The sequence below is a fragment of the Microvirga makkahensis genome (genome assembly GCF_009830105.1).
GTDB classification, from domain to species: Bacteria; Pseudomonadota; Alphaproteobacteria; order Rhizobiales; family Beijerinckiaceae; genus Microvirga; species Microvirga makkahensis.
Genome location: NZ_WURB01000014.1, coordinates 17095 through 41635, shown reverse-complemented (window position 1 = coordinate 41635; position 24541 = coordinate 17095). Strand labels below are relative to the sequence as shown.

General features: G+C 62.4%; 32 protein-coding genes, 1 tRNA gene and 1 pseudogene. 21 read left to right on the top strand and 13 right to left on the bottom strand.

Annotated elements, in window-relative coordinates:
* Window position 1: 1 nt before the first annotated feature.
* The 5 genes from GR328_RS17545 to GR328_RS17525 all read left to right on the top strand — a co-directional run bounded on the left by GR328_RS17545 (window position 2) and on the right by GR328_RS17525 (window position 3819).
* Window positions 2–973: a carbohydrate ABC transporter permease gene (locus GR328_RS17545; protein WP_205790100.1), complete on the top strand. Its 972-nt coding sequence runs from the start codon at window positions 2–4 to the stop codon at window positions 971–973.
* On the top strand, window positions 970–1794 hold the full coding sequence (locus GR328_RS17540; RefSeq protein WP_160886013.1) for a carbohydrate ABC transporter permease: 825 nt from the start codon (window positions 970–972) through the stop codon (window positions 1792–1794). Before GR328_RS17545 ends, GR328_RS17540 begins: the two co-directional genes overlap by 4 nt.
* A 19-nt stretch (window positions 1795–1813) precedes the next feature.
* Window positions 1814–2950, top strand: coding sequence for an ABC transporter ATP-binding protein (locus GR328_RS17535; protein ID WP_160886011.1), 1137 nt, complete (start codon window positions 1814–1816; stop codon window positions 2948–2950).
* 63 nt (window positions 2951–3013) lie between these two features.
* Window positions 3014–3574, top strand: coding sequence for a Holliday junction resolvase RuvX (gene ruvX / locus GR328_RS17530; protein WP_160886009.1), 561 nt, complete (start codon window positions 3014–3016; stop codon window positions 3572–3574).
* 171 nt (window positions 3575–3745) lie between these two features.
* Window positions 3746–3819 (top strand) — tRNA-Gln (locus GR328_RS17525).
* Window positions 3820–3860: 41 nt separating this feature from the next.
* Here GR328_RS17525 and GR328_RS27480 read toward each other — a convergent pair.
* The 3 genes from GR328_RS27480 to GR328_RS17515 form a co-directional block, all read right to left on the bottom strand.
* Window positions 3861–4367, bottom strand: coding sequence for a tyrosine-type recombinase/integrase (locus GR328_RS27480; RefSeq protein WP_343039417.1), 507 nt, complete (start codon window positions 4365–4367; stop codon window positions 3861–3863).
* Window positions 4368–4550: 183 nt separating this feature from the next.
* A complete protein-coding gene (locus tag GR328_RS27475) occupies window positions 4551–4718 on the bottom strand; it encodes a hypothetical protein (RefSeq protein WP_246215942.1) in 168 nt (55 codons plus the stop codon).
* Window positions 4719–4881: 163 nt separating this feature from the next.
* Entirely contained in the window at window positions 4882–5085 is a 204-nt protein-coding gene (locus GR328_RS17515; RefSeq protein WP_160886007.1) for a hypothetical protein, read from the bottom strand.
* 39 nt (window positions 5086–5124) lie between these two features.
* Here GR328_RS17515 and GR328_RS17510 point away from each other — a divergent pair, with 39 nt between their 5' ends.
* From GR328_RS17510 to GR328_RS17500, 3 genes are all read left to right on the top strand, one after another.
* A complete protein-coding gene (locus GR328_RS17510) occupies window positions 5125–5649 on the top strand; it encodes a type VI secretion system-associated protein TagO (protein ID WP_160886005.1) in 525 nt (174 codons plus the stop codon).
* A gap of 13 nt (window positions 5650–5662) precedes the next feature.
* Window positions 5663–6229: a hypothetical protein gene (locus GR328_RS17505; RefSeq protein ID WP_160886003.1), complete on the top strand. Its 567-nt coding sequence runs from the start codon at window positions 5663–5665 to the stop codon at window positions 6227–6229.
* A gap of 551 nt (window positions 6230–6780) precedes the next feature.
* Complete coding sequence (locus GR328_RS17500; RefSeq protein WP_160886001.1) at window positions 6781–7116, top strand: hypothetical protein; 336 nt, start codon at window positions 6781–6783, stop codon at window positions 7114–7116.
* A gap of 108 nt (window positions 7117–7224) precedes the next feature.
* Here GR328_RS17500 and GR328_RS28055 read toward each other — a convergent pair whose 3' ends face one another.
* From GR328_RS28055 to GR328_RS17475, 6 genes are all read right to left on the bottom strand, one after another.
* Window positions 7225–7524 carry an HGGxSTG domain-containing protein gene (locus tag GR328_RS28055; RefSeq protein WP_281352000.1) on the bottom strand — a complete coding sequence of 100 codons (300 nt, stop codon included), beginning with the start codon at window positions 7522–7524 and terminating at the stop codon, window positions 7225–7227.
* Window positions 7525–7683: 159 nt separating this feature from the next.
* Window positions 7684–7911 (bottom strand): hypothetical protein, encoded by a 228-nt coding sequence (locus GR328_RS17495; protein ID WP_160885999.1) that lies wholly within the window; start codon window positions 7909–7911, stop codon window positions 7684–7686.
* Window positions 7908–8048 (bottom strand): hypothetical protein, encoded by a 141-nt coding sequence (locus GR328_RS17490; RefSeq protein ID WP_160885997.1) that lies wholly within the window; start codon window positions 8046–8048, stop codon window positions 7908–7910. The genes GR328_RS17495 and GR328_RS17490 overlap by 4 nt, the downstream gene beginning before the upstream one ends.
* An 84-nt stretch (window positions 8049–8132) precedes the next feature.
* Window positions 8133–8276, bottom strand: a complete 144-nt coding sequence (locus GR328_RS17485) for a hypothetical protein (protein WP_160885995.1) — start codon at window positions 8274–8276, stop codon at window positions 8133–8135.
* 37 nt (window positions 8277–8313) lie between these two features.
* Window positions 8314–9171, bottom strand: coding sequence for an AAA family ATPase (locus tag GR328_RS17480; protein WP_160885993.1), 858 nt, complete (start codon window positions 9169–9171; stop codon window positions 8314–8316).
* On the bottom strand, window positions 9162–9401 hold the full coding sequence (locus GR328_RS17475; protein ID WP_160885991.1) for a hypothetical protein: 240 nt from the start codon (window positions 9399–9401) through the stop codon (window positions 9162–9164). The genes GR328_RS17480 and GR328_RS17475 overlap by 10 nt, the downstream gene beginning before the upstream one ends.
* 586 nt (window positions 9402–9987) lie before the next feature.
* Between GR328_RS17475 and GR328_RS17470 the strand changes: the two genes are divergently transcribed.
* The 6 genes and pseudogenes from GR328_RS17470 (at window position 9988) to GR328_RS17445 (ending at window position 13086) form a co-directional block, all read left to right on the top strand.
* Window positions 9988–10353: a hypothetical protein gene (locus GR328_RS17470; protein WP_160885989.1), complete on the top strand. Its 366-nt coding sequence runs from the start codon at window positions 9988–9990 to the stop codon at window positions 10351–10353.
* A 523-nt stretch (window positions 10354–10876) separates the two neighbouring features.
* The gene (locus tag GR328_RS17465) at window positions 10877–11245 is read left to right on the top strand and encodes a hypothetical protein (RefSeq protein ID WP_160885987.1); all 369 of its coding nucleotides are present in this window, start codon (window positions 10877–10879) and stop codon (window positions 11243–11245) included.
* 126 nt (window positions 11246–11371) lie between these two features.
* Window positions 11372–11736 (top strand): annotated as a pseudogene (locus GR328_RS17460) (four-helix bundle copper-binding protein).
* Window positions 11733–12275: a DUF305 domain-containing protein gene (locus GR328_RS17455; RefSeq protein ID WP_160885985.1), complete on the top strand. Its 543-nt coding sequence runs from the start codon at window positions 11733–11735 to the stop codon at window positions 12273–12275. The pseudogene GR328_RS17460 and the gene GR328_RS17455 overlap by 4 nt, the downstream one beginning before the upstream one ends.
* A gap of 106 nt (window positions 12276–12381) precedes the next feature.
* A complete protein-coding gene (locus tag GR328_RS17450) occupies window positions 12382–12855 on the top strand; it encodes a DUF305 domain-containing protein (RefSeq protein ID WP_160885983.1) in 474 nt (157 codons plus the stop codon).
* Window positions 12856–12879: 24 nt separating this feature from the next.
* Complete coding sequence (locus tag GR328_RS17445; protein ID WP_160885981.1) at window positions 12880–13086, top strand: hypothetical protein; 207 nt, start codon at window positions 12880–12882, stop codon at window positions 13084–13086.
* Between the two features lie 267 nt (window positions 13087–13353).
* On the opposite strand, the gene GR328_RS17440 is transcribed toward GR328_RS17445, so the two are convergent.
* A complete protein-coding gene (locus GR328_RS17440) occupies window positions 13354–13617 on the bottom strand; it encodes a heavy-metal-associated domain-containing protein (RefSeq protein WP_160885979.1) in 264 nt (87 codons plus the stop codon).
* A 936-nt stretch (window positions 13618–14553) separates the two neighbouring features.
* Between GR328_RS17440 and GR328_RS17435 the strand changes: the two genes are divergently transcribed.
* Window positions 14554–15120 (top strand): L,D-transpeptidase, encoded by a 567-nt coding sequence (locus tag GR328_RS17435; RefSeq protein ID WP_160885977.1) that lies wholly within the window; start codon window positions 14554–14556, stop codon window positions 15118–15120.
* A gap of 27 nt (window positions 15121–15147) precedes the next feature.
* Here GR328_RS17435 and GR328_RS17430 read toward each other — a convergent pair whose 3' ends face one another.
* On the bottom strand, window positions 15148–15402 hold the full coding sequence (locus GR328_RS17430) for a hypothetical protein (protein ID WP_160885975.1): 255 nt from the start codon (window positions 15400–15402) through the stop codon (window positions 15148–15150).
* A gap of 1257 nt (window positions 15403–16659) precedes the next feature.
* On the opposite strand from GR328_RS17430, the gene GR328_RS17425 reads away from it, so the two are divergent.
* The 3 genes from GR328_RS17425 (at window position 16660) to GR328_RS17415 (ending at window position 19552) form a co-directional block, all read left to right on the top strand.
* The gene (locus tag GR328_RS17425; RefSeq protein WP_246215941.1) at window positions 16660–17085 is read left to right on the top strand and encodes a cupredoxin domain-containing protein; all 426 of its coding nucleotides are present in this window, start codon (window positions 16660–16662) and stop codon (window positions 17083–17085) included.
* Window positions 17086–17403: 318 nt separating this feature from the next.
* Complete coding sequence (locus tag GR328_RS17420) at window positions 17404–18543, top strand: ABC transporter substrate-binding protein (RefSeq protein WP_246215944.1); 1140 nt, start codon at window positions 17404–17406, stop codon at window positions 18541–18543.
* A 19-nt stretch (window positions 18544–18562) separates the two neighbouring features.
* On the top strand, window positions 18563–19552 hold the full coding sequence (locus tag GR328_RS17415) for a YVTN family beta-propeller repeat protein (RefSeq protein ID WP_160885971.1): 990 nt from the start codon (window positions 18563–18565) through the stop codon (window positions 19550–19552).
* A gap of 450 nt (window positions 19553–20002) precedes the next feature.
* Here GR328_RS17415 and GR328_RS17410 read toward each other — a convergent pair whose 3' ends face one another.
* Both GR328_RS17410 and GR328_RS17405 read right to left on the bottom strand, forming a co-directional pair.
* Window positions 20003–21316 carry a DUF5666 domain-containing protein gene (locus tag GR328_RS17410; protein WP_160885969.1) on the bottom strand — a complete coding sequence of 438 codons (1314 nt, stop codon included), beginning with the start codon at window positions 21314–21316 and terminating at the stop codon, window positions 20003–20005.
* Window positions 21313–22182: a DUF6502 family protein gene (locus tag GR328_RS17405; protein ID WP_160885967.1), complete on the bottom strand. Its 870-nt coding sequence runs from the start codon at window positions 22180–22182 to the stop codon at window positions 21313–21315. The genes GR328_RS17410 and GR328_RS17405 overlap by 4 nt, the downstream gene beginning before the upstream one ends.
* Window positions 22183–22308: 126 nt before the next feature.
* Here GR328_RS17405 and GR328_RS26900 point away from each other — a divergent pair, with 126 nt between their 5' ends.
* From GR328_RS26900 to GR328_RS17390, 3 genes are all read left to right on the top strand, one after another.
* Entirely contained in the window at window positions 22309–23058 is a 750-nt protein-coding gene (locus tag GR328_RS26900; RefSeq protein WP_205790098.1) for a hypothetical protein, read from the top strand.
* Window positions 23059–23223: 165 nt separating this feature from the next.
* Window positions 23224–23610: a response regulator gene (locus tag GR328_RS17395; RefSeq protein WP_160885965.1), complete on the top strand. Its 387-nt coding sequence runs from the start codon at window positions 23224–23226 to the stop codon at window positions 23608–23610.
* Window positions 23611–24051: 441 nt separating this feature from the next.
* A complete protein-coding gene (locus GR328_RS17390) occupies window positions 24052–24333 on the top strand; it encodes a hypothetical protein (RefSeq protein ID WP_160885963.1) in 282 nt (93 codons plus the stop codon).
* The last annotated feature ends 208 nt before the right edge of the window (window positions 24334–24541 follow it).

Genomic DNA, 24541 nt, shown 5'->3' with positions numbered 1-24541 from the left:
CATGTCCGGCGCCGCTCTCCAGGCATCCGCCCCCGCACGGGAAACGATGCGGGGAGGCCGTTCCTCCCTCACCCGCTCGCGCGTCCGTGCCGCGTGGATCTTCATCGCGCCGACCCTGATCGTGCTCATTCTCATCGCCGGATGGCCCCTCGCGCGGACCATCTGGTTCAGCTTCACCGACGCAAGCCTCAACAGCCTCGCCGATTACCAGTTCATCGGCTTCGAGAACTACGTCGCCAATTACGACGGCGAGTGGTTTGGCCTGCTCACCGATCCCGACTGGTGGCATTCGGTGTGGAACACGGTCTGGTTCACGGCGATCTCCGTCTCCATCGAGACGGTGCTCGGCACCATCGTGGCCCTGATCCTCAACGCGTCCTTTCCCGGGCGCGGGATCATGCGCGCGGTGATCCTCATCCCCTGGGCGATCCCCACCGTCGTCTCCGCCCGCATGTGGAACTGGATGCTGCACGACCAGTTCGGCGTGATCAACGACATGCTCCTGCGTCTCGGCCTGATCGCGGCGCCGATCACCTGGACGGCCAGTCCCGACACCGCCCTGTGGACCGTGGTGATGGTGGACGTGTGGAAGACCACGCCCTTCATGGCTCTCCTCATCCTTGCCGCTCTCCAGATGCTGCCTGGCGACATCTACGAGGCCGCCAAGGTCGACGGCGTCCATCCCGTCAAGGTGTTCTTCCGGGTCACACTGCCGCTCATCAAGCCCGCTCTCCTCGTCGCGGTGATCTTCCGCGCCCTCGACGCGCTGCGAGTCTTCGACCTGATCTATGTGCTCACCGCCAATTCTCGCGACACCATGTCGATGTCGGTCTTCGCGCGCCAGCAGCTCGTGGATTTCCAGGAGGTGGGCCTGGGCTCCGCGGCCTCGACGCTCATCTTTCTCATCATCGCCCTTCTCGTCGTCATCACCATGGTTGCGGGGCAGGTTCGCCTGAGCGGAGAGGTCCGATGAAAGTTCTTACCCGCATCGGTTTCTGGCTTCTGGTGGCGGCCATCGGCCTGTTCTCGATCTTTCCGTTCTACTACGCGGTGATCTCGTCCCTCCGCTCCGGAGCCGATCTGTTCTCGGTGGCCTACCTCCCGGAGCGGCTGGACTTTTCCAACTACGTCGCCGTGTTCGAGCGCCAGCCCTTCGGCACGAACATCGTCAACTCCGTCATCGTGGCGGCTTCCGTCGTGGCCCTGTCGCTGGCGCTCGGGATCACGGCGGCCTACGCCTTCGGGCGCATCCGCTTCCGCGGCCGCTCTCTGCTGCTCATGACCATCCTGGCGGTCTCCATGTTTCCGCAAGTGGCGGTGCTGTCGGGCATGTTCGAGCTGATCCGCTCTTTCGGGCTCTACAACACCCTGCCCGGCCTGATCCTTGCGAATCTCATGCTCACCCTGCCCTTCACGGTCTGGGTGCTCACCACCTTCATGCGCGAATTGCCCAAGGAGATCGAGGAAGCGGCCTTCGTCGACGGAGCCACGCCCTGGATCGTGGTGCGCCGGATCTTTCTGCCCCTCATGATGCCCGCGGCAGTGACCACCGGCCTTCTCGCCTTCATCGTGGCGTGGAACGAGTTCCTCTTCGCTCTCACCTTTACCCTGACCAACGAGCGGCGCACCGTGCCGCCCGCCATCGCGCTCATGAGCGGCTCGACGGCTTACGAACTGCCCTGGGGTACGATCATGGCGGCCTCCGTCATCGTGACGCTGCCCATCATCGCCCTGGTGCTCGTCTTCCAGCGCAAGATCGTGGCGGGCCTCACCGCGGGCGCGGTCAAGGGATAGCCTTCAAGGGACATGCGCAATGGCTGATGTCGTCCTCAAGAACGTCCGGAAATCCTTCGGCAGGGCCCATGTGATCCACGGGGTCGACCTCGCCATCGGGGACGGCGAGTTCATCGTCTTCGTGGGCCCCTCGGGCTGCGGAAAATCCACCCTCCTGCGCCTGATCGCCGGCCTTGAGGACATCACCTCCGGCGACCTCTTCATCGGCGGGGAACGGGTGAACGATCTCGCTCCCGCCAAGCGCGGCATCGCCATGGTGTTCCAGTCCTACGCGCTCTATCCGCACATGAACGTCTACGATAACATGGCCTTCGGGCTGGAGATGGCGAAATCATCGAAAGCCGAGATCGACGCCAAGGTGCGCGCCGCCGCGCGCATGCTGCAGATCGAGACCCTGCTCGACCGCAAGCCCCGGCAGCTCTCCGGAGGACAGCGCCAGCGCGTCGCCATCGGCCGCGCCATCGTGCGCGACCCGAAGGTTTTTCTCTTCGACGAGCCGTTGTCGAACCTCGACGCGGCGCTTCGCGTCCAGACCCGCATCGAGATCGCCAAGCTCCACACGGACACCCGCGCGACCATGATCTACGTCACGCACGATCAGGTGGAGGCGATGACGCTCGCGGACCGGATCGTGGTGCTCAATGCGGGCCGCATCGAGCAGGTGGGCACGCCCCTCGATCTCTATCACCGCCCGGCCAATCTCTTCGTCGCGGGTTTCATCGGCTCACCGCAGATGAACTTCATCCCCTGCACGGTCGCAGAGGCCGGACAGGACGGCATCGAGGCGCGGCTTCCGGATGGCGGCACGGTCACCGTCCCGGTCTCCTCGGAAGGGGTGCGCGCGGGCGCGGCGGTGACCCTCGGGATCCGCCCCGATCACGTGCGGCTCTCCGGCCAAGGCACCCTCACCGGCCGGATCGAGCTGGTGGAGGAGTTGGGCGAGAACCACCTGCTCTACGTGAATGTCGGGCGCGAGCGCCACCTGACGGTCCGCGAGCCGGGGGATGCGCGCCACGAGGTGGGGCAGGAGGTCGGCCTGTCCCTCGACGGCGGGTTCTGCCACCTGTTCCGGGAGACGGGAGAGGCCCTGCCTCTGCTCAAGCCCGCAGGCTTTCCCACGAGCCGCCCCTCAGCCGCATCCACCAGCATCGCCTGATCTCGACGCAAGCCCATTTCCTCTATACTGGCTGTCGTGCGACAGTGGCATGAGGAGGCGCCCATGATCTCGAAGGATGACGAGCTGATCGCCTTTATCGATAGCTTGAGCCCGCGCGCGCGCCTTATGGGCGTCGATCTCGGCACCAAGACCATCGGCCTTGCCCTCTCCGATGTGGAGAAGCGGATCGCGACGCCGCTGGAAACAATCAAGCGGGTGAAGTTCACCCCCGACGCGCAGCGGATCAAGGCGCTGGGGGAGCGCTACGACGTCGGCGGGCTCGTGTTCGGTCTGCCCCTCAACATGGACGGCTCGGAAGGCCCCCGCTCGCAGGCGACCCGCGCCTTCCTACGCAACCTCAAGCCGCTCCTTCCCTTGCCCGTCCTGCTCTGGGACGAGCGCATGTCCACCATGGTCGTCACCCGCACGCTCCTCGACGCGGACACCTCCCGCGCCAAGCGTGCCGATGCCGTGGACAAGATGGCCGCCGCCTACATCCTGCAGGGGGCGCTCGACCGCTATGAGCGAATCGCGGCGGATGCGGCCATGGCGCAGGACGAGGCTGAATACCGGTCCGGCATCGGCCTCGACGAGACGCCGGAAGGCAGTTCGCTTGACGACTGAGCCCCCCTGCAGCCGCCCAGATCGAAGCCTCGATCAGTCCGATGACGGAAAGCCGCGGAATGGGGTTGACGCACCCGCAAAAGCAGCCTATCTGACCGGCACTCACTGAGTTCGCCGCTCCGGCCTGGTCCTTACAACCTCCGGAACTCCAAGCGGTTCAAGTACTTACGGTGGGGGATAGTTTAATGGTAGAACAGCGGACTCTGACTCCGTTAGTCTTGGTTCGAATCCAGGTCCCCCAGCCACTTGAAATTACTCGGTTTTTCCCTCTTTACGGTTAGAACATTTAGGCTCGGTCGGGAACTTTCGTTCTGGTTTCGAGCTTCCGGATGGCGCTTTCAGCAAGTGCCGAGTCGCGGTTGAGATAGTGAGTATCGAGGATCGCACCGGCGTCCCTGAGCGAATGCCCGGTGATGGCAACGATCTCGGGCACCTCGCATCCGGCCAAGGCTGGGCGGGTTACAGCCGACCCTCTCAGATCATGGAACGTGAGTCCTGTGATGCCGGCCGTTGCGCAGGCTTTTCGCCACGAAGATCGGAATCCGTCGGCTGCCCAAGGCCGCCCGTCCGAATTTACGAGAATGAGAGGGCTCTGACGGGGAGCTGCGTCAAGCGCAGCCTTGAGCGGCGCACCTGCAGGGATCTTGACGCGCCGCCCGCCCTTGCTCTGTTTCGGCCGAATGTGCGTCCCGTCGTATGCTGGCCCCAGCAGCCGCAGCAGATCCCCCTGCCGCTGTCCTGTCCAGAGAGCGACGAGTAACGGCAGGTGCAGGTGCTTGGGTGCCTTCTCGATGAAGGTAGCCTCGTCATCGTCAGTCCAGATTTTCTCAGCCCTAGAGCCCCGATAGAGCCGCCCGCCCCTTTCGCATGGGTTCGCAGCGACAAGCCCTCTGTTGAAAGCGCATGACAGAATCCGGGCGAGGATCGTCCATGTGTAATCTGCCTGCCGACGCGACCTGAGCGCGAGCTTGTCGCGCTACGCCATGAACTCCCCGCGGACGCGGCGGTCTGCGAGAGCCCTTAGCGGGAAGTCGCCGAACTTGGCTTCGATCTTCTTGATGTGCTTCACCATGTCCGCGCGGTAGCGCTCAGACTTGGAGAGGAAATCGTCACTTGCTTGGAAGCCTTGGAGGATCGAGAGCATCACCCCTTGGGGCGGTGCCTTCTTGGCGCTTACAGCTGCATGATACGAGGCAATGAACTCCGGAGAGCCAGGCTCACCTTGGAGGCGCGGCCCGCCCTTCCACGCATAGTGCTAGGTCGTGAACGTGCCGTCCGCGAGCTTCTTGCGCTTGGAGTTGATGCCCTTAAGCCGAATGCGCATTGCCCTTCGCCTTCCATGCTTCGAACTCGTCTAGCGGCTTCACCGGCAGGTCATCTCCAGACACGACGACGATCCTGCCTGTAGCGGGATCGACCTCGACACGCTGGACCTTCAGGCCTGCACTTTGAGCCCCCTTAACGGCCCTGGAAACGTCAGCTTGTGTGATGAGTGGCTTGCGGCGGCTCATAGCTAACCTGCAAGCGTTTCGGCTTCGATGCCCTTTTGAATGAGCCTGGCCAATGTGACTGGGGCTAGCAAGTGGCAGGTTAGGGAGGAGAAGTCCCGGCTTGACGACTCACGCGAGGTGTTTCTCTCAGTTCTATTGGTGGGGCCCATCCGCGGGAGGTATGGACAGGACAAGTACGGGGCCTTGTTCATCACCTGCCGAGAGCGGGCAACAAACATATACTTCGTGTTCGGCGACCACTTCATGTCGAGCCTCCAGGGTGCCGGGAAGGTCAGCGCTCGAGTGGGCACAAACACTCCCAAGACCATCTCGATGATCGAATCTAACGATCACTCGGCTCTCGGACTTTGGGGCAACCGGACGGCCGTTCCCTATGTCAAGGATCTGTTCGGCGGGAAGTCGCTCTACGTCCGCGCGGTGCCCTACAACGAGTCTGCCATCGAGATGGATTTCCCGATCGCCGGAATTGACGAAGCAATCAAGCCGCTGCGGGAAGCTTGCAAATGTCAAGATATTGTTAACCATCACGCTCAACACTCCATCAGGGGGGCGCCACAGACCTGATGGAGCAGGCGTCATGACTGAACTGCTAACCGCTGCAGACGAGGACTACGGCCTGCCGAAATATAGGCAGTACAATAGGGAGCTGTGTCCTCCTGGTGAGGATTATGATGATCTCCCGGAACATCTTAAACTGATGCCGCTTCCAGAGTTCCTCGATTATCTGAAGCCGGGAGCGAAGTTTGTGCCGGGTGTGTACGTGCTGTTCGATGTCGAGGGTTACGATCGGGCAGAATTGTACATGTCAATCTATGTACGCACTGCATTTGACTATGAGGACTACTTCCCGCTCATTAAGGTCGGTCTAAGAGGTACTGTCATCGACGACCTCCCGTTTGAAGCGAAATACGGCGGCTTCAGAAGGAACCCAGATTCGCAGGAGCCAAAGGGGACGATGTTTGGCAAAGGCGCCTTTCGGTCCCTCATGGCCTTTCTCGAGCGCGAGCTACCCCAGCGCGGGTTCAAAGGCATATTCTTGGAACAGGTTCATAACGAGATCCTCCAGTCAGTTGCTCTTCGATATGGCTTCGAGCGTCTGACCAAGCCGACCAACATCTGCTTCATTAAGCATTTTACGGTCTAGCGCACACGAAATGGCCGGGCAGTCCTGCGTGCTGATCCCGGCCAACATGTTCAGCGAATTGACTCCTAATCGGTTAGGATTATACGCTTAGGAATGCTCAGGCTTAGCTCCTTATTGTCCTTGCTCTGGCACTCGTTGGCTGCTCCGCGACAGCGGTGCGATACGACCCACTCTCCTTCGAGAAGTTCGCCCATGGCGACAATCGTTATCTTGTTAGGGGTAGACCCGATTTCAGCTCATTCCTCATCCCGCCAGATGTTTTCGCGATCGTGGACATCAGTGAAAGAACCGTCTCGGCTGCCGCAGAAGCCTATGTGGCACAGCGGAAGCATGGGTGCCGCTATGTCAAAACGATGAGCTACGGCACCATGGCAGGTTTGTTCGAAGTTATATACGAGTGCTAGGGCCGGACAGCCTTGCGAAGTGATCCCGGCTTCATCTAGCTCCAGCCGTTACAAACGTCGGGTAAGGCCGTTTATGGAATGCAAGTAGTGCCTGGCAGACCTTATATCTGTTCAGTCATCTGAAGTTTGGGCGAGGAGAAACGCTGTATGCTGAGGCCAGGACGGAACATTGCGATCAAGGTCCCCTTGCACCGCTGGGACGAAACCCTTGCATTCTATCGTGATAAGGTTGGTCTGGAGGTCATCCGCACCTTCGACAAGAGTGTATCCTTCCGGTTCGGGGAAATGACGTTATGGCTGGACCGCGTTGATCATCAAAGCCAGGTCGATGTCTGGCTGGAATTGTTCACTGACGATCCAACCGGAGCACTCACCAAGCTCGGCAGTCCAAAACGTGATGAATTAGAACCTTTGGACGGCGTAACTGGCCATTGGACATCAGATCCGGCTGGAACAGTCTTGCTAATCCGTAAAGAAGGCTGATGCAGGTAAAGCAGGTTCCATGTTCAAGGTTGAGCCTCGGCATTGTCCCCAGATGAGCAAATTCCGATAAGCGCCCTTATGGAACGCGCTATTGCTCGGACCAGGTGTTCACGACTGCTGCCCGAGCGTCGGCAAATCCTCACCGATGTCGGGCATATCCGGCAGGGCGGTGCTCTGCGCCCTCTTGGCGACCCAGTGATCCTTCCAGGCCTGGTGCCTCTGTGCGGGCGTGATCGTCCGGCTGTACCGGCCGCCCTTCCAAGCGCCATTGCGCTCGCCAGCCGGCGTCCCGCTACCAGGCGCACCACCATGGAGACGGCACCTGGCCTTGCGGGGAGCCGGAGAACGCCTGCATGGCTCTCCTGAGCGGGTTTTTGCACCACACTGGCGAGTTACAGGGTCGTTCATGGGTTGGTCCAAAACAAATTCTGAAATTCGCGGCGTCGCGCGTAAAAGGACGCCCGCCGGTCCTGCTTTCGATCGGTGCGAGCTTGTGATCTCCCCCCGGGGGCGGTCGGTCCCGGCGTCAGGAACCGACCGCATGCTGCGAAGGGGGGCACAGCAGTCTCATTGAAGGCTTTCCCCATCACGTTGGATGAAGCCCTTTGCCTCTGCCATGAACCGAGCTCTGGACGCGGCCAAAGACTTCCGCTGGTGGCCGAGCTCCGCCTTGATCTCCTCGTCAGTCGCACCCTTTCTGGACAGGAGCCGCGCCGTGTCCCGAAGGTTTCCCTCTGCGACCTCGTCGAACCAGGCCGCAAGGTCGGCCACGGTTTCGATCCTGAGCGTAGTCATTCCCGGCCCTCGCGTATGGCTGTGAGGTGTTCCTCGATCGCGGTGACGCGCTCGTCTGTCTTGCGGTGCTTCTCCCGCATCTCGTCCCCAACAGTCTTGACGCATGCGGCGAGCATCTTGCCGAAGGTCGCGCCCATCCCCTTGCCGCCCCCCCCTCAAGCGCCTCATCGGCAGCTTTCAGGAGCTTCTCATTCCAGGCCTCGTCATTCATGGCGCGGCCCTCAGTGGGTCACGCCGGAGACGTAGGCGACGGCACCGGGGTTTTGCATCTTCCAGCGGATCGTGCGCACGGCCTTGAGGCCCAAAAGATTGTTCCGGAAGAGACTCACTAACTCGGCAGGGCCGTCGACGGGATCGCTATCCATTTGAAGGGCTGCTTCCCGGGTAGAGTTCAACTCCACGTCACCGTCGGCAAGCAGCAGCTCCGCGGCATCGATGAGCGTGATCTATTCGCCCGCATTGGCCGACACGAGAACCGGGATGCCCCAGATGTCGCCACCCATGACATTGACGTTCGGGAACAGCCGCTCGCCATTGGTGCTCTTGAGAATTGCCAGGTGCATGGCCGTGGAAGGTGATCTCGAGATCCACGTCGCCGAGATGAGCATTGGAGCCGCGGTGCCCTCGCGTCTCGTCCTTGCCTGTGTGACCGATAAGGCAGACGTGCACATTCGTTTGGGTTTCGACGATGCGAAGATGCCCTAGGAAACGGTTTACGTCCTTGGCGCTGTTCTCGTCGCCGCCACCTAGAGCTAGCGCCTTTGAGTAGGTATCGAGCACCAGCACGCCTACGGGTAGGCCGAAGCGTTCCTCCACAGTTCGGATCGTGTCCGTCAGGATCTCCACGCTCTCGGGGCGCATGATGTCCACCGGAGCGCGGATGACAACAACAGGCAGCTCAGCCAACTTGTGCTTGCGCTTGTATGCCTCCAGGCGCCGGAGCATGAGATCCGCCCGCTCAAAGGCGAGAATGACGACAGCACATCGCTCCTTTGAACGGTAGCCTCGCCAGTCCCAGCCCGTCCCAAGGTGAACGCACAGGTCCGTGACGATGGCCGATTTTTCCTTGCCAGGACCACCGATCCAGCTTGAGGTATCGCCTCTAGCCAGAACGTTCTTCATGAGCCAGGGCTTCTCAACTTCAACTTGGATGTCATCGAAGGCGATAAAGGGGAGAGCCTTGCTCTTCCTTCCGCTGCGCTGCGCGAGCCAATCCAGGGTGGCGTTGGAAGCTGTGTTCGGGTCCACCATCATGCGCATGAGCGCCCTCCGCGCTGCTGCTCAAGACACTCACGCCAGTGAACCAGAGCTTTCCAAGCCGCCTTCATGTGCTCATCTGCATGACGCTGGTACCGGCTCGAGCCAAAGGTGTCGCCGATGGCAACCGCGCGGGCTGCAAGGTCGCCGAATTCGGAAATCATGATGAGATGTTCTTGATAGTAGCGCTGGGCGGCCTCTGCGGGTGTGGGCCGGGAGATATGATCGCGCATCACGCCACCTCCCATCCGAAGGGGTGGCCCTCATCATTGAAGAGACCCTTGAGGCGGACACTTGCCAGCTGAGGCGCTTTGGCCCTAAATTCATTCTTGGAAGTTTTAGAGACCTTCCTGATCAGATTACCGCCGCTGCCCTGGGCTCCGCCCCCCAGGGTGGCGGTTTTCTTTTTGGGCCGTCGAAGCCTCTCGGAAATAGTCGGGAATTTTCCCGTAACCCTTTGATTCAACACAGCAGGTTTTCTCCTCAGTCGGAGAAAAACTTTCGTAATTTCAATGACGCTGGACGGACACTGACTCCGTTAGTCTCGGTTCGAATCCAGGTCCCTCAGCCATTCTGATTAGCCCGCAAGTTCAATGAACTAGCGGGTTTTTTCATGCCCGAGATGTCTCCAGAACGTGCTGCAAGGCGTTTCGAAGGGCTCCCAAGGAAACACAAGGGATTGCCGGCCATTGCCGGGAGTTCCGCGCAACAGACGCGTAATACGCCCTTCCCCTTAGAACCACCAACCGATCTCGCCAGTGCCATAGACCTTGCAGAAGCTCCGGATCCGAGGAAAGTTGTCCTCCTCTGGGGCATTCCATGGAAAAGTTCTCAGCCGCTTCCGTTCTGGCGGGTATACCGCTCATCGCTGCTGCCGCCATGCCTGTAGGCGGGATGTACTTGGCAGCTAGCATCCTGACTCTGCTCTCATTTGGCACGTTCGCCATAGCGAAGGGCAGCATTCACGAGGTCGCCTCGGCGGTCCTGCTGGTAGGTGCAGTCCTCTGCATCGGCTTTGCCAATCTTGCCAGGGTCCCAACGGACGTCCAGACAGCCGCAGGGCATTTCAGCCGCAAGTTTGCTCAACCCGAACCCCGGAGCAGGAAACCGGAGCCGGCTCACAGGCTCCAGGCCGACGTTCCCACGGGAGCCGTTGCGGGCTACGAGAGGGATCTCGGCGTCTAGACTGAAGAGCACACCATATGCCGACGTATACGTTTCCGCACGCCTGCGGGCATTCCAGGGAGATTGAACTGCAGGACAATCCGGCCAATCACCCGGATAGAATTGCTGAGAGGGTTGCCAAGGCTCTGCGTTCCTGAGCGCGACATCGAGCGGTCAACACTGATCGACGGAGGATTTTCCGACCTGCTTCCAGCCCGTGCCCGCTCCTCGCGCGACTTGCGCAAACATCAGTCCCGTACGGCATCAACGGCGGCCATACGCCCTTCGCCGCTCGTCTGCTGGAGAGCAGCCCTCGGGACCGCGGGACCGAGGGCTGCTCCGTGTTCCCCTGCCAAGCGGACGAGGCTACGCTGGGCAAGCCTTCCGAACATTCGTTCGTTGTGGCCTGCGAGCAATGTTGCGGCCATGATGTCCGGCAGACGGTCCAAAGTCTGGAACGCGAAGACGCGGCTTCCGTCCGGCTGAGAACGAGGAACCTATCCCGGGGGGTGGCGTTTCGCCCACGGCCATGATGGACGACGCCGTGACCCCTTTCATCCGACGCTTGCTCAGCCGTTGGCTGGCCGCACTGGCCGCCATCGGCCTCCTGACGGCGCCGCTGCACGCGGTGACACCGGTCCAGGCGTCGGTATCGCCAAAGGCCCTCCACCACATATCAGAAGCAACGATCGACGGTGGACTCGGACATGCGGATCACGGGCACGGCGGTCCATCCAAGGGACGTGTGCTCGGGCAATCGTGCTGCCATTCAGCCTGCGCACTGGCTCTGATCCCCTCATATGCAGGCAATATCGACTTCGTATCGCAGCCCGCTCTCGTTTCCACTCTACCCGACGTGATGCCGCCCCCGAAGGCGCCACCGAGCATCGACCGCCCACCGAAACGTTCCTGATCCGGCACTGAGCGGTTCCCTCGTCTACCGGGGCTTCCCCTTGCCATGAACGGCAGCCGTGCGGCGCGCCAGACGCCGGGTCCGTACCGGCCGAACCGCCGCGCCTGAACTTCAGGAGATCAAGACATGCACCAGATGGCCCCGGAGCTGCAGTCCTGCATCGACGAATGCCTGCGCTGCTACCAGACCTGCCTCGGCATGGCGATGAACCATTGCCTGGAGCAAGCGGCGAACACGTGGAGCCCGGCCGCATGCGCATCATAATGGCCTGCACCGAGATCTGCCGGATCTCGGCCCATTTCATGCTGATCGGAACGCCTCACCGCAAGCATACCTGCCGTGAGTGCGCGGAGCTCTGCGAGGGATGTGCCCGGTCCTGCGAACGAGTCGGCGACATCCAGGAATGCGTCGACCGAAGCCGCCGATGTGCCGGAACCTGCCGCCGGATGGCGGCCTGCCCCCTGTCGAAACTCAAAGGAAAACCGTCATGAACACCCGCTACCTTCTCATCCTGAGCACTGTTGCATCCCTTACCGCCTCTAACGCCGTCGCGCAGCAGAACCAAGGAGGTTCATCGTCCGGCCCGTCACAGCAAACGGAAATCCAACTCCCGGAGGCCTGTCGCACCGCAGCTCGGGCCAGCGTCCAGGAGGACACGATGAAGAAGATGCAGGACATGCAGGCAAGCGTGTCCCGAGGCATGGAGAGCGGCATGCAGGCCATGACGGGCCAGATGAACGACACCCAGAAGGGCCTGCATGAGGCCATGATGAAGATGAACAGCCCGATGATGACGGGCATGATGGCGAAGGACGCCGATGTGGCGTGGGTCTGCGCCATGATCCCCCATCACCAGGGTGCCATCGCCATGGCCCGCGCCGGGCTGAAGGGCGCCGACAATGCCGAGTCGAAGCAGCTCGCCGAGAAGACCATCATGGAAAACGAGAAGGGCGTGAAGGAACTGATCGCATGGGTCGAGAAGCACGCCCAGAGCGAGAACAAGAACGAGACGACCGGCTCCACGAAGTAGCGGAACCCGTTCACTCGAACGGTAGGTCGTTCCCTGCCTTGTCAACAGGGAACGACCTACCTTCTAAACGCCTCTCGCAGGCCTCACACGGGAGGAGGACAGGACGATGCCCAGATACATGCGCTTCGGCGCCATGATCGCAACGTCCACGATCGTGATGTTCGGTCTGATGTACCTGAACGTCTACAGTCTGGACCACGCCTACTTCAGCGAGACGAGGGCCTGGATGGCCCTGGTCATGGGAGCGACCATGGCCATCATCATGCTGGCCTTCATGCTCGGCATGTACTCGAACACCAAGGCCAACCTCGCCATCTTCGTCGGCAGCGTGGCGGTGTTCGCCCTCGCCCTTTACTTGGTCCGCAGCCAGGACACGGTCGAGGACGTCGCCTGGATGAAGGCGATGATCCCGCACCACTCGATCGCGATCCTCACCAGCGAGCGGGCGAACATCACGGACCCTCGCGTCAAGGCACTCGCGGACCAGATCATCAGCTCGCAACGCAAGGAGATCGATGAGATGAGGATGCTGATTCTGGAGATGGAAGGCGGTGGGTCGAGACCCAACCCGTCCCAGTAGCCTTCCGGCACAACGGAGAATGCAATGTCAGAGCAGAACCAGTTCCCGCGAACGGACGACTTCCGGATCGAACGAGACGGCGACACGATCGTCCTGACCTTCACCCCCGACGGGCGTTCCTACACGTTCACGGTCGATGGAGATCGGCTGTCGGAGCCTACCGTTTCGCCGCCCCAGACCAATGCCGCCGACCATGTGGAATGGGCAGGGGATTGGACCCCATGCTCGTGATCGGCTTGCGCGTACACGTGGTCGACGTCGGTGTGCTGGTCGATCGCGGTTGACAGGAGGATCCGGCCGTCCGACGCAACCGCCTGCGGCGCGGAGATCACCAGGATTCCCGCGGCGAGCGCAAGCAAGGCAGCGATTGTGAGGCCGATCAGCCGCAAGGAGCTCTCCAGTCCGTCAGAATCGAATGTGTGTCGCGAAAGCCCTGCTTCGCCAAGGCGGCCCGACGAGGTGTGCGACCATCCGGACCGCCTTGCGTGGGTCGAATGTTCAGGCGGCCGCGGAAGGCGTGTATCCGGCTTCGGCGACGACAGCCTTGACCGCCGAGAGGTCCGTGGTGCCTCGGACCGATACCAGCTTCGAGGCGGGGTCCGCATTGACCTCGGTGCCCGGCAGGGCTGCCTCGACCGCCCTCTTGATCGTGCCGGCGCAGTGGCCGCAGGTCATATCCCCGACGCGAAGCGTCAGGCTCCTGTCCTGGGGTGTTGTCGCCTGCCCGGCATTTCCGGATCGATGGGTTGAGCATCCGCACATGTCTTGTCACTCCTATCTGATGTTGACGATGCGGAGCGTGCGACTTCCAATGGTTGGAAGGTCAAGAGGTATCGGTCCGCGCCCAGGAACGGACCTCGGCCAATCCAAACCTGATCTCGGGAACTGGCACTTCTCGGAAGTATCTGCGACTTCAGCAAACAGGCCAAAAGCGGACCATTCGCAGCGCGCGACTGCCAGTTCGAACCGATTGCCTGGGGCGTGTCCGACCTACGCGGTGCTGTGCGGTGGCTTTTTGGCGCGAGGGCTTGTCGTTGCGAATCCTCATATGCAGTGTGGCATCAACCGGCCGGGATTCAGTGCCATCTTCAGACGCCTGAGCGGTCGGGAAAACACCTGCGACACATTGATGAGTATAAGCAGGCTTAATCCTTTGCCAGAGGAAAGATAAGTCATGGCCAAGACTTGGGCTAAACTCTGACACCGTTAGTCTTGCTTGGAATCCAGCCCACCCAGCCAACCGTCTTATCCTGTCAGACCAGCGAGCGGGTGTTTCACGGTCTGCAGACGTGGAACGTCGAGGCCATTTTACGAGCATTCTCCCTTCGCGTACCGATGGCTCAGCAAGCTGCGCAGGTTCGATGATCGGCCGGCTCTCCCTGCCTCCTGGTCACGAATTTTCCTCATCCTCAGAAACCTCGCGCTGGGTGAAGCCATGAGGAAGATCCGCTCTATGGAAAACGGCTTCGTGGAGCTGTCGCCGTACAGGACCCCTAGCCTCTTAGGACTGCCGGTCGCGCCACCGCCTTTCGCCGGATGCGACGGACAGAAGCCGATCCTCAGCTTACGCGCCTCAGCCTTGCTCGCATCAGCCTTCCTTGGCGATATGAAGATGAGATTGGAACCTTAGCCTTTTCCAGCCGTCATCTCTGTGGGTTTATTCAGCCGAGGCGCAAGACCAACCAGTGGAGAGCCACGATGCGGGCATGGATCTCATTCGTCTGCCTCTCTCTCGGAGCGCATGCCCTCTCCTCTCCGGCCACGAGTGCTGAGGTGTCGATCCTCGTGAACAAGACAACCCAGCGTATGACCGTTTCCGTCGATGGCGTGCAGCGGTATTCGTGGCCTGTCTCGACGGGAATGTCTCAATATTCCACTCCCACGGGAGCGTTCACGCCATCGCGATTGGCGAAGGTGCATTACTCCCGCGAATGGGACGATGCGCCCATGCCCCATTCGATTTTCTTCACCGATTCCGGACATGCCATTCATGGCAGCAACGTCACGAGGCGCCTGGGCTCACCTGCCTCGCATGGCTGCATTCGGCTGGCTCCCGCGAATGCCCGGCTTCTCTTCGACCTTGTTCAGTCCGAAGGCGCCGCCAATACCCGGATCGAGATCACCGGTGTCGATCCGATCGGAACGATCGTTGGCAGTGGGAACGAGTCAGGGCTCGATTACAGCCGCCTGACGAGCTTCGATCCTCTCACGAACGGAATCATCGCCAGCGGTCCGCCGCACCTGCGACCGGAGAGACAACGATAGGAAGATCGACGAGGATGCCTGTTGCCCTCAGCGTCGCAGGCGCCTCACATTCGCCCGCACACGCTTGCGGTAGCCCTTGACGACGTTGTGGGCCGACCCACCGGCCGCCACCGTTGCCGTCGCCTCGGCGAAAGCGGCCACCTTCTCCGACACCATCAGCATGGACTCGGCAGGGGTGCCCCGACCACGAGCGATCTGGCTCAGCCTGGTCCAGATGACGATCTGAGACTCCAGAGCCAGCCTGTTCGTCTCGACGGCCAGCTGCATCCATGAGAACAGCATCAGTGCCCGCCCCTCTTATCGCGGCGGAGCCTGGCCCCGCGTGCTTGTTCCCAAGCCATTGATCCGACCTCTGGCAATGCCCTTCTCCCAAACATTCTCAAGCACCGATGCATGTGTTCGAATTATGACCCGATAGGATCACAAGGCGAACCTCATCAGTGCGGACTCGAGGGGGCACAGGGTCCCGCACAAAGACCCCGAGCATGGGTCAGCAGGATACTATCCGAACGATCGATGCCCAACGTACCAAAGGACTGGCTGGCGTCCGCCATCGGATTCGAAACGCGGAACTTCCGCTGAGGGTCGACTCGTGAGATCCCGCGACCGTGAGATGCGTCCGGGATTCTCCGCCAAGGCGGACAGTCAGTCTGCTTCCGGGAAGTGCCAGGAGGTGAGGTTCCTTTGATGGAGATCATATCACCTCCTGGCAGATCGCCTGCTCAGCGCTTCGTCACCACGACCTCAAGGTAATTGCCAGGCACGATGGACGTGTCGCTCCATCGCGATTGAGCCGCGGGAGCAGGTCCATGATGTCGGATCGCAGCGCTGCTCCACGATCCGCGTCTAGCGCCGCGAAGGCGCGATGTGTCGGGCCGTAACAGGTCTTGGAGCCCTGGAGCCAATGCTCGGGCGATCTGGAGCGTCGTTCCGATCACAGCGTAGTCACCGGTTGCCCAAGTCGCCTGCTGGCGCTGCTTGAGCGCACCCAGATCAGGACACGAGGCACTGAGGCGGAGATCCGCTCCCGGTCGCGGTCTGAGGATCTTCCGTCACTCAGGAGCGTCCAATGCTCTCCTGATCGGACATTCGATCGACGTCCGGGACGCGCCACAATCGGCCATTCCCTTCCAGGGAAGCCAAGGTCCTAACGATGAAGCTCACAGGGGCAGGAGGATCTGCAGACCGTTCCTGCCGGGGCCGGATGTCAGCTTCCCGAGGGCGGCGCCGGCAGCTCATGCGGCCAGAGATGGACGGTCTTGCCAATTCTCGTGAATCCGGACGTAGCCGCCCCGGCCGCTGCTCAGGCAATCCTTGACGTCACCCCTCAAGCGGCTTCAGGGCGGATTGCGGAAGGTGCGCCTCGCTCTACTCCTGCAGAAGCCTGACTTAGGTCAGAACAGTGCCCGGAACTGGACCTTCCGGGCCTCATACTCCAGGTGCGATAGCGGAACAGGCGTAACTCCTAAGCGCAACATTGGCCTCGCAGGTTCTCTGGTAATCTCCCGGCGATTTGGCCGAACTTGAGGGAGAATCGCCTTGGCCCCTATCCGCACCATCATGCTGGTGCTTGCGCTCGCCGGGCTCTTCCCGGCCACGGCTGACGCACAATCAGGCCTGCTGCAACGGGCCACCGAGCTTCCCCCGATCGAGCTGTCATCCGGAAAGCCGCTTGCCCAGGCCCCTTACGAAATCGAGGCCGGCAAGTATTACCGGCTCACCATCCGCTCAGACGGAAGCCAGGAACTCGCTCTCGCGGGGCCGGAATTCTTTCGCAATGTCTGGATCAACGAGGTCGTCATCAACGACATCGAGGTGCGCCCATTGGGGTTGGACAGCCTGGAATTCGATGCCGAGGGCGAGGCGACCATTTCGTTCGTGCCGATCAGACCCGGCCGCTTCGAGCTGCGTATCCCGGGGACGACGGGCGCATCGCAGCGTGCAGAGTTCCTCGTGAAAGGTTGAAGCCCCTGGAACCCTGGCTCGTGGCTGGCCTCTGGTGAGCCAGAATCGTCTGTGCGCTCATGCGGGACACGTTCCGGATCACGAAAACCTGACACGGGCTCCCATTGTTCGGCGTAGCCCTTGTGCCATAGTTTTTTGAACTGGCCGAAATGATGGTGCAGCGGGGTCTGCGTTCTTGGCTTGGCTCTGCTCTGTCCTTCGGCGCCCAGTTTGGACGGGACGCCCCCGATGATACCACTTCCCTCAGGGCTATTCTTGCGAGCTCACAGGAGCCTTCTCCTGCTGACGTTGGGCGCGTTGACATCCCTCCTTTCCTTCATGCTGCCGGTCCATGCACAGGCACCGCAACCAGTCGATATTCGCATCGGGCTGATCACCCGCCAGCTGCCGCCGCCGACGGTCTTCGAGTTCGATCCCGTGCCCGAGGATGTGGGGCTCGCAGGCGGACGCCTGGCGGTGCGGGACAACAACACGACCGGACAATTCACGGGACATCGATACTCCCTTGAGGAGGAGACCCTCGAGGAGGGACAGGATGCGGTTGCGGCCGCACGATCCCTCGTCGCGCGCGGAGCCGGCTTCCTGGTGGTCAATCTCCCGGCTGACGAGCTTCTCTCCATCGCCGATGCGCTCAAGGGCGAGAACGTGGTGCTCTTCAACGTCAGGGCGCCCGACGACCGGCTGCGTGGCGCCGATTGCCGCTCCAACGTCTTCCACATGGCCCCAAGCCACGCGATGCTCACCGATGCCCTCGCCCAGTTCCTCGCCTTCAAGCAGTGGCGACGGCTCTTCCTGATTGTCGGACCGCAGCGGGGGGACAAGCTCTACGCCGAGGCCATGAGGCGGGCGGCCCGCAAGTTCGGGCTCGTGATCGCGGCGGACAAGCCGTGGGAGTTCGGGCCGCTGGCTCGCGCCAAGGCCGACAGCCCCACCACCGCCGAAGCGCTCGTCTTCACCCGGGGTGTCGATTACGACATCGCCGTGGTGGCCGACGAGGCCGGGGATTTCGGCGACTACGTCCCATTCAGAACTGCGGATGCGCGGCCCGTGGCAGGCACCCAAGGCCTGATCGCCACGACGTGGCACCCAACGTTTGAGGTATGGGGAGCCGCACAGGCTCAGTCCCGCTTCCAACGCGCGGCTGATCGCCTGATGCGCCCGCTGGATTACCAGGTCTGGATGGCGGTGCGGGCGGTTGGTGAGGCCGTCACCCGGAATAAGGCGACCGATCCCGGCGAGATGAAGAAGTTCATGTCAGGAGCGGGATTCGCCCTTCCGGCCTACAAGGGGGTGTCGCTGAGTTTCCGGCCCTGGGACCAGCAACTGCGTCAGCCCCTCCTCATCGTGCAGCCTCGCTTCATGGTGTCGGTTGCCCCGGAGGCGGGCTTCCTGCACCAGCGCACGCCGCTCGACACCCTCGGCTTCGATCAGCCCGAGACTGCGTGCAGGCTTCAATGAAAACCAAGGGAGGATCACCATGGCGTGGAACAGGGTTGGCCGAAGGATGGCGCTTGCGCTTGCCGGGACCGTATGGCTGGCGGTGTCTGGCGAGGCGGGGGCTTACCCGATCTATGTCTCGAACGAGAAGGACAACACCATCTCTGTGGTCGACTCCGACAAGCTCACCGTGGTCGCCACCTGGAAGGTCGGCCGCCGTCCGCGGGGCATTACTCTGAGCACCGATGGGAAGTGGCTCTATGTCTGTGCGAGTGACGACAACCGGGTGGACGTGGTGGACACGACGACCGGCATGGTGGTGCGCAGTCTCCGGTCCGGTCCGGACCCGGAACTCTTCGTCCTCCATCCGAAGGGCAATCCGCTCTACATCGCCAACGAGAACGACAACATGGTCACGGTGCTCGATGTGGAGAAGAACCTTGTGCTGACGGAGGTGCCAGTCGGCGTCGAACCGGAGGGCATGGGGATCAGTCCGGACGGCACGATCCTGGTCAACACGTCCGAGACGACCAACATGGCCCACTTCATCGATACGGCAACCTATAAGATTGTCGCAAACGTGCTTGTCGATGCGCGCCCGCGGATTGCCGAATTCTCCGCCGACGGGAAGGTGTTGTGGGTCTCCTCCGAGGTCGGAGGAACCGTGAGCGTGATCGATCCCGCCAGTCGCCAGATCACGAGAAAGATCGAGTTCAAGATCCCCGGGATGGTCCCGGAGGCGATCCAGCCGGTCGGGGTGCGGCTGACCAAGGATGGCAAGAAGGCTTTCGTGGCCTTGGGCCCGGCGAACCGTGTGGCGGTGGTGAATGCCGAGACCTTCGAGGTTGAGAAATATCTGCTCGTCGGTCAGCGCGTCTGGCAGCTCGCGTTCACTCCGGACGAGAAGCTTCTGATCTCGACGAACGGCGTTTCCAACGATGTTTCGATCATCGATGTGGAGGCCGAGAGGGTGGTGAAGAGCGTCAGGGTCGGAGCCATGCCTTGGGGCGTCGTGGCAGGGCCGAACTGATCATTCGGGCCACCGGTCCGGCAAGCCAATCGACGGGCACGGCCTCCCGATCCTGATCCGCACCGCGCGGGGCGCCTGGGCGGAGCGGCTCGAGGGCATCGATGCCGGCGCCGACGCGGAGGAGCTCCGGCCGCGCGGGGACACCTGACGTTCCGACGAGATCGAAACGGTTACTGCCGGCGTGCGCCGGCACGTCGAGCGGGAGCTTGTGCGAACCCGGCATTCCGCGGCGAAGTGGATCCGGTTCGCCGAAGAATGCGGCAGACCGAGAAAACGAGGTGCTTTCACGCAACCGGGGTCAGGTCGGGCCGGGCTCAAACGCGCTCCTGGAGCGTGGCGCAATCGAGGTCCTCTCCCCAGGCTCACAAGCATTCGTTCCGCCTGTCAGGAATGTCCGGGGCTCTCTCCTTAGGCGAATATTCTCCTCGCCCCGGTTTCGTGGAGGCGCTGCTATCCCCTTCCACCACCACCGCCATTACCGCCGTTACCTCCGCCGTTTCCGCCTCCGCTACCTCCCCCGTTTCCGCCTCCGTTACCTCCCCCGTTACCTCCGCCGTTTCCTCCCCCACCGTTGCCGTTTCCGCCGCCGCCGGAACTTCCGGCACCGTTCCCATTGCCGCCGCCACCGTTCCCGCCGCCGCCCCGCGAATGGCCTGTGCTGCCGGATGGACCATTGCCGTCATTCCGCCCGCGACTCACCCCGGAGCGTGAGCCCTTGTGGGGGGATCGAGCAGGGCCGAGATCCCGGTCAGGCGGGGAAGCCGCAGGCCCCTGCCCGCCCGCGGGCGAGCTGGTCGAGCTGCCGGTGCCGAGGCTCTGGGGGGATCGGCTGGATCGGACCGGCGCCCCCTGGACCGAGACGCCTTTAATGCTCAACCTCCCCCGTCGATCTGGCACAGCAGTCACAACGGCAGGTGCATACGTTCCGGCCGGCAGTGTCACCGAGGCTTGGCCGACGACCTCGAGGCCCGAGCCGAGGCGCAGCCCGTTTCGCGTGCGTTCGACATAGGCTTCGATGGAGACCTGCCGGACTGGCCCGAGGATATCGCGCTCCCGGGCAGACCCGGCGACTTCCAGGATACCCCGCTTGTGCGTGCCTTCGAGCACGGCCCGGGTGCCCACGAGCGCGGGGTCCACCCCGTCAAGCCTCAAGGCCCCGATCCTGAAGCTGCCGTCGCGCAGCTTGCGCACCCTGCCGGCAATCCTGTCGGGGCCGCCGGCTCTGCGCTCTATCAGGCTTGCGACGATGATGCCGTCCGGTCGGCGCAGGCCGAACACCGCAACACGCTCCCCGCGCCGCCACGGCTGCGCGCCGTTGAGCTTGTCGGTGGAGACCGTCTGACCAAGCACCCTGATGGTCTTGCCGCGTGTCGCCTCGATCGTGCCGACGACTTCACTGGTCACGTCGATCCGCCCGGCCGTCAGCACATGGTTGCGGGTCTCTGCAACGACCTGAACCACCTGGCCGATCTTGAGATCGGAGGCAGCGCGAGGCTGCCCATCGATCCGGACCGGCACGTCCGGCGCATAGGCTACGCGCTGTCCGTTGACGATGATGCTGCCGAACCCACGGATCGTGCCCATGACGCCCGTGCCGCCGATTCCGCGATCGCCATCCGGATCGGATGCGATCACTCCGGTACCGCCGATGCCGCGGTCCCCCGTGTCCTGACCCCGCACCGCCTCCAGGGGAGCAAGGAGCAACGTCAGCGCGGCCAGCCAGCAGATGGCGGTTCGTGCGATCGAAGCGGCGCATTTCCTCACGTCCCGGGCTCCTGGTTATTGTGCTCGCTGGGTCCGCCAGCCGAGAAGGGCGGGACAACCTCTTCGGAATAGACATAAACACCGAAGTTCCACCGCCAGCGACCGGGCATTGCTCCATCGCTGACGGCGTGCGCCTCGCGATTGAGCTTCTGCAGGGCCTGCATGGCGACCTCGCGGGAACGCTGCTGGAGTTGTTCTGCGAGCTCCTTTGTCAGGCCATCGTAGTGGACCGCACGCTCGAGGAATTGCGGGGATGGCGCCTCCACATTCGTCACGGCAGCAGCAATATGGTCGTGCAGGTTGCGTCCGAGATAATAGAGCTGCTGATCGCCCCCGCTCCGCGGCACGTACGCCGCCTCGACCAGAACGGCTCGATCCTGGTCGTCGATGACGACGAGCCTGCGGTCGAGCCACTCGTCCAGCACCGCCCGGGGCCGCACATCACGTGTGACCGAAGCGACGAGCCGCTCGAAGGACGGCCGGGACGGGTCGGCAGTGCGGGGCAGTGGCAGAGGATGTCCGTCGCCATCGCTGAAATCCGGATCCGCCAGCCACCGGGCCAGTATGCGGCTCGTCTGCGAAACAGTCGCCGGAACGGCATTGACAGGCGCCCCCGCCCCGCGCAGCCGGCGAACCTCCTTGCGGTGAATGCCGGTGAGAAGACTGACCCTGCTGTCCGTCTGCTCCTTGCCCGGCAGCGCAAAGTCGTACTCGGCGACGTTCACGTAAAGCTCGCGCAACAGCTCCGTGAGCATGGGGAAGGTGACCCCGCTCCGGATCAGAAGCCGGACGAGCGGACGCAGCAGGCGCGCCAGAGGCGCGTGAAGCTTGGCTGGTTCTAAGGATCGAGGGACATCGCCGGGCATGCCATCACCTAACCGGAAACTCTCGTGGGAATCAATCCCACGTCCGGATTGACGTGGGAAATTTTCTCACTTAGCGTTAGAAGCAAGGGGGCTCCTCGGTCTCTCATCGCATTAGAAGGAAACCTCATGACACGGCGCCTTGCTCTTACGGCCTCGGCCTTCGCCCTGGGTCTCGCCATCAGCGTGCAACCACTGTCGCTGGACGTGGCCTCGCTCACGCTCGAGAAGTCTCAGGCCCAGGCCAAAGGAGGCGGCGGCGGCAATGGTGGCGGCAATGGTGGCGGCAATGGCGGCGGCAATGGAGGAGGTAACGGCGGCGGGAATGGAGGAGGTAGCGGCGGCGGTAACGGCGGCGGATCTCGAGGCAGTGGCAGCGAGAATTCCCGTGGCGGGGCCAGCGACCGCGGCGGGCGCAGCTCCGATGCGGGCACAAGCTCCACCTATAGTCACTCCCGGGCGGAACAGGCAGCGAGCGGCACTCGCGCTGCCGGCACAGGAGGGGAAAAGGTCTCCTCAAGAGCCAGAAAAGCCGCATCCAGTGCCAAGAGCATTGGCCTCGACGCGGCGAAGCTCGGGCGCATGAACGCGGTGAATGCCTCGGCGACGGCACGGCAGCGCGCGGCGGCGAACTCCACGGTCGGCCTGATCGCCACCTACGAGAAAGCCCTTACCATCAGTGGGAGCACGGAGGACCAGATCACCGAGGCCGAGATCACCGAGGCCGCCAAGGCTCTGGCGGCCTTGTCGAAGACAGGCGTGCCGGAGGAGCCGGTCGAGGTGCTCAACGAGAGGCTCGGGCTCGACATCGACCCTGAATCGGCCCTGTTCGACCGCGTTATTGACGAGGCCCGGGAAATCCAGGCCGCACGCCGGTAAGCCGTGACCGTTCTGCCCAGCGGCAGGACGTTCTCGGAAACAAGCAGCAGCCTGGCCCGCGTGGACACCCTCCCGGGTCAGGCGAGAAAAGCGTCGTTTATTGGGGGCAACCGGGCTCACATGCAGGGATACGTTCAGCAGGTCGGAACCATCGGGAGAGCGTCCATGCACAATGGCCGAAAGCCTCGCGTGCTCATCGTCGAAGACGAAACCATGATCTCAATGCTGATAGAGGACATGGTGTGCGATATCGGAGGCCATGTGGTCGGTCCGGCCGCCAGCTTCGAGCAGGCCATGACATTGGCGCTCGAAACCGACTTCGACCTTGCCGTTCTCGACGTCAAGCTGGATGGATTGGTGGTCTATCCCATTGCAGACGTACTGCGTTGCCGCGGCATCCCGTTCATCTTCATGACAGGCTACGATTCCAGCGTCGTTCCCGAGCGTTACCAGCACGCGCGCGTGCTATCGAAGCCGTTCTCACACCAGACCTTCAACGAAACCTTGGAAGGTGTATTCGCTCGAGCCTCCGTTGCGCCGGCTGCATGCTAGAGCATCCTGCGGACTCGAAGGGCCCCTGTTCCGGTGATCCCAACCCGTCGAGCATCGCGCCCTTCCGACTGGGATGGCCGGGCCTGCCCCGTGATCGAGTCCGGGAACGGCCGTGACACGATGCTCTCGTCAAAGAGAAGGCATCGGATCGATCCCCAAAGCGCACATCCACTCTCATGTCCCGTGCTTTAGGCTCCGAGCGACCTGAACGGCCGTCCCCCCGCCCGGTGAAAGCACGATCGGAATGTCACCTGCGGGTCAGGCTGTATACAAATCCTGCTGCCGACCCATTGCGGCCTCACCTCGGGAAGCCAGCCTCCCGAACATTCCAGCACATGACGAAGCGTCAAGCTGATGCTAAGAAGCCCGAAACGGCCAAGCTCGCCTCGGGGCTCATGAGATCCGGGCTTCGGACGACTTACGCATTCGCGCAGGTTCGACATGCTGAGATTTGCAGCCTCCTCGATTCTGATCCTTTCCGCGGTCAGCACGGCTTTCGCCGAGACTCGCCAATGCTATCCGCGGATCGGGGACATCGCCTTCCAGTATGAGGGGCTATGCCCGAATTCGGAGATCAAGTGGGTCATCTTCGAGAATGACCTGGGAGCCTTCGGGAGGAACTGCAACGACGAGCCCTGGAGCTACAGCCGGGCTCAGCATGCCTATTACAACCACAGGAGCCAAAAGATGCTCCCCATGACCGACTGCCAGCCCCTCCGGTAACCGCAGCCGACTCACTCCCCGACGCAGAACTCCCCGCCTGTACTCGGCCGAAACCCGCTCGGGCAGCCGGATTTGATCCTGACCCATTCCCGCCGCGAGGCGAGGACGCAGTAGACCCCGTCTGCCGTGCTGACATAACCGGCTGGGCAGATGCCCCTGTTCCGGACCGAAGCGGGGAGATCGTTCAGACAGAATGAGCCGCTGGGGC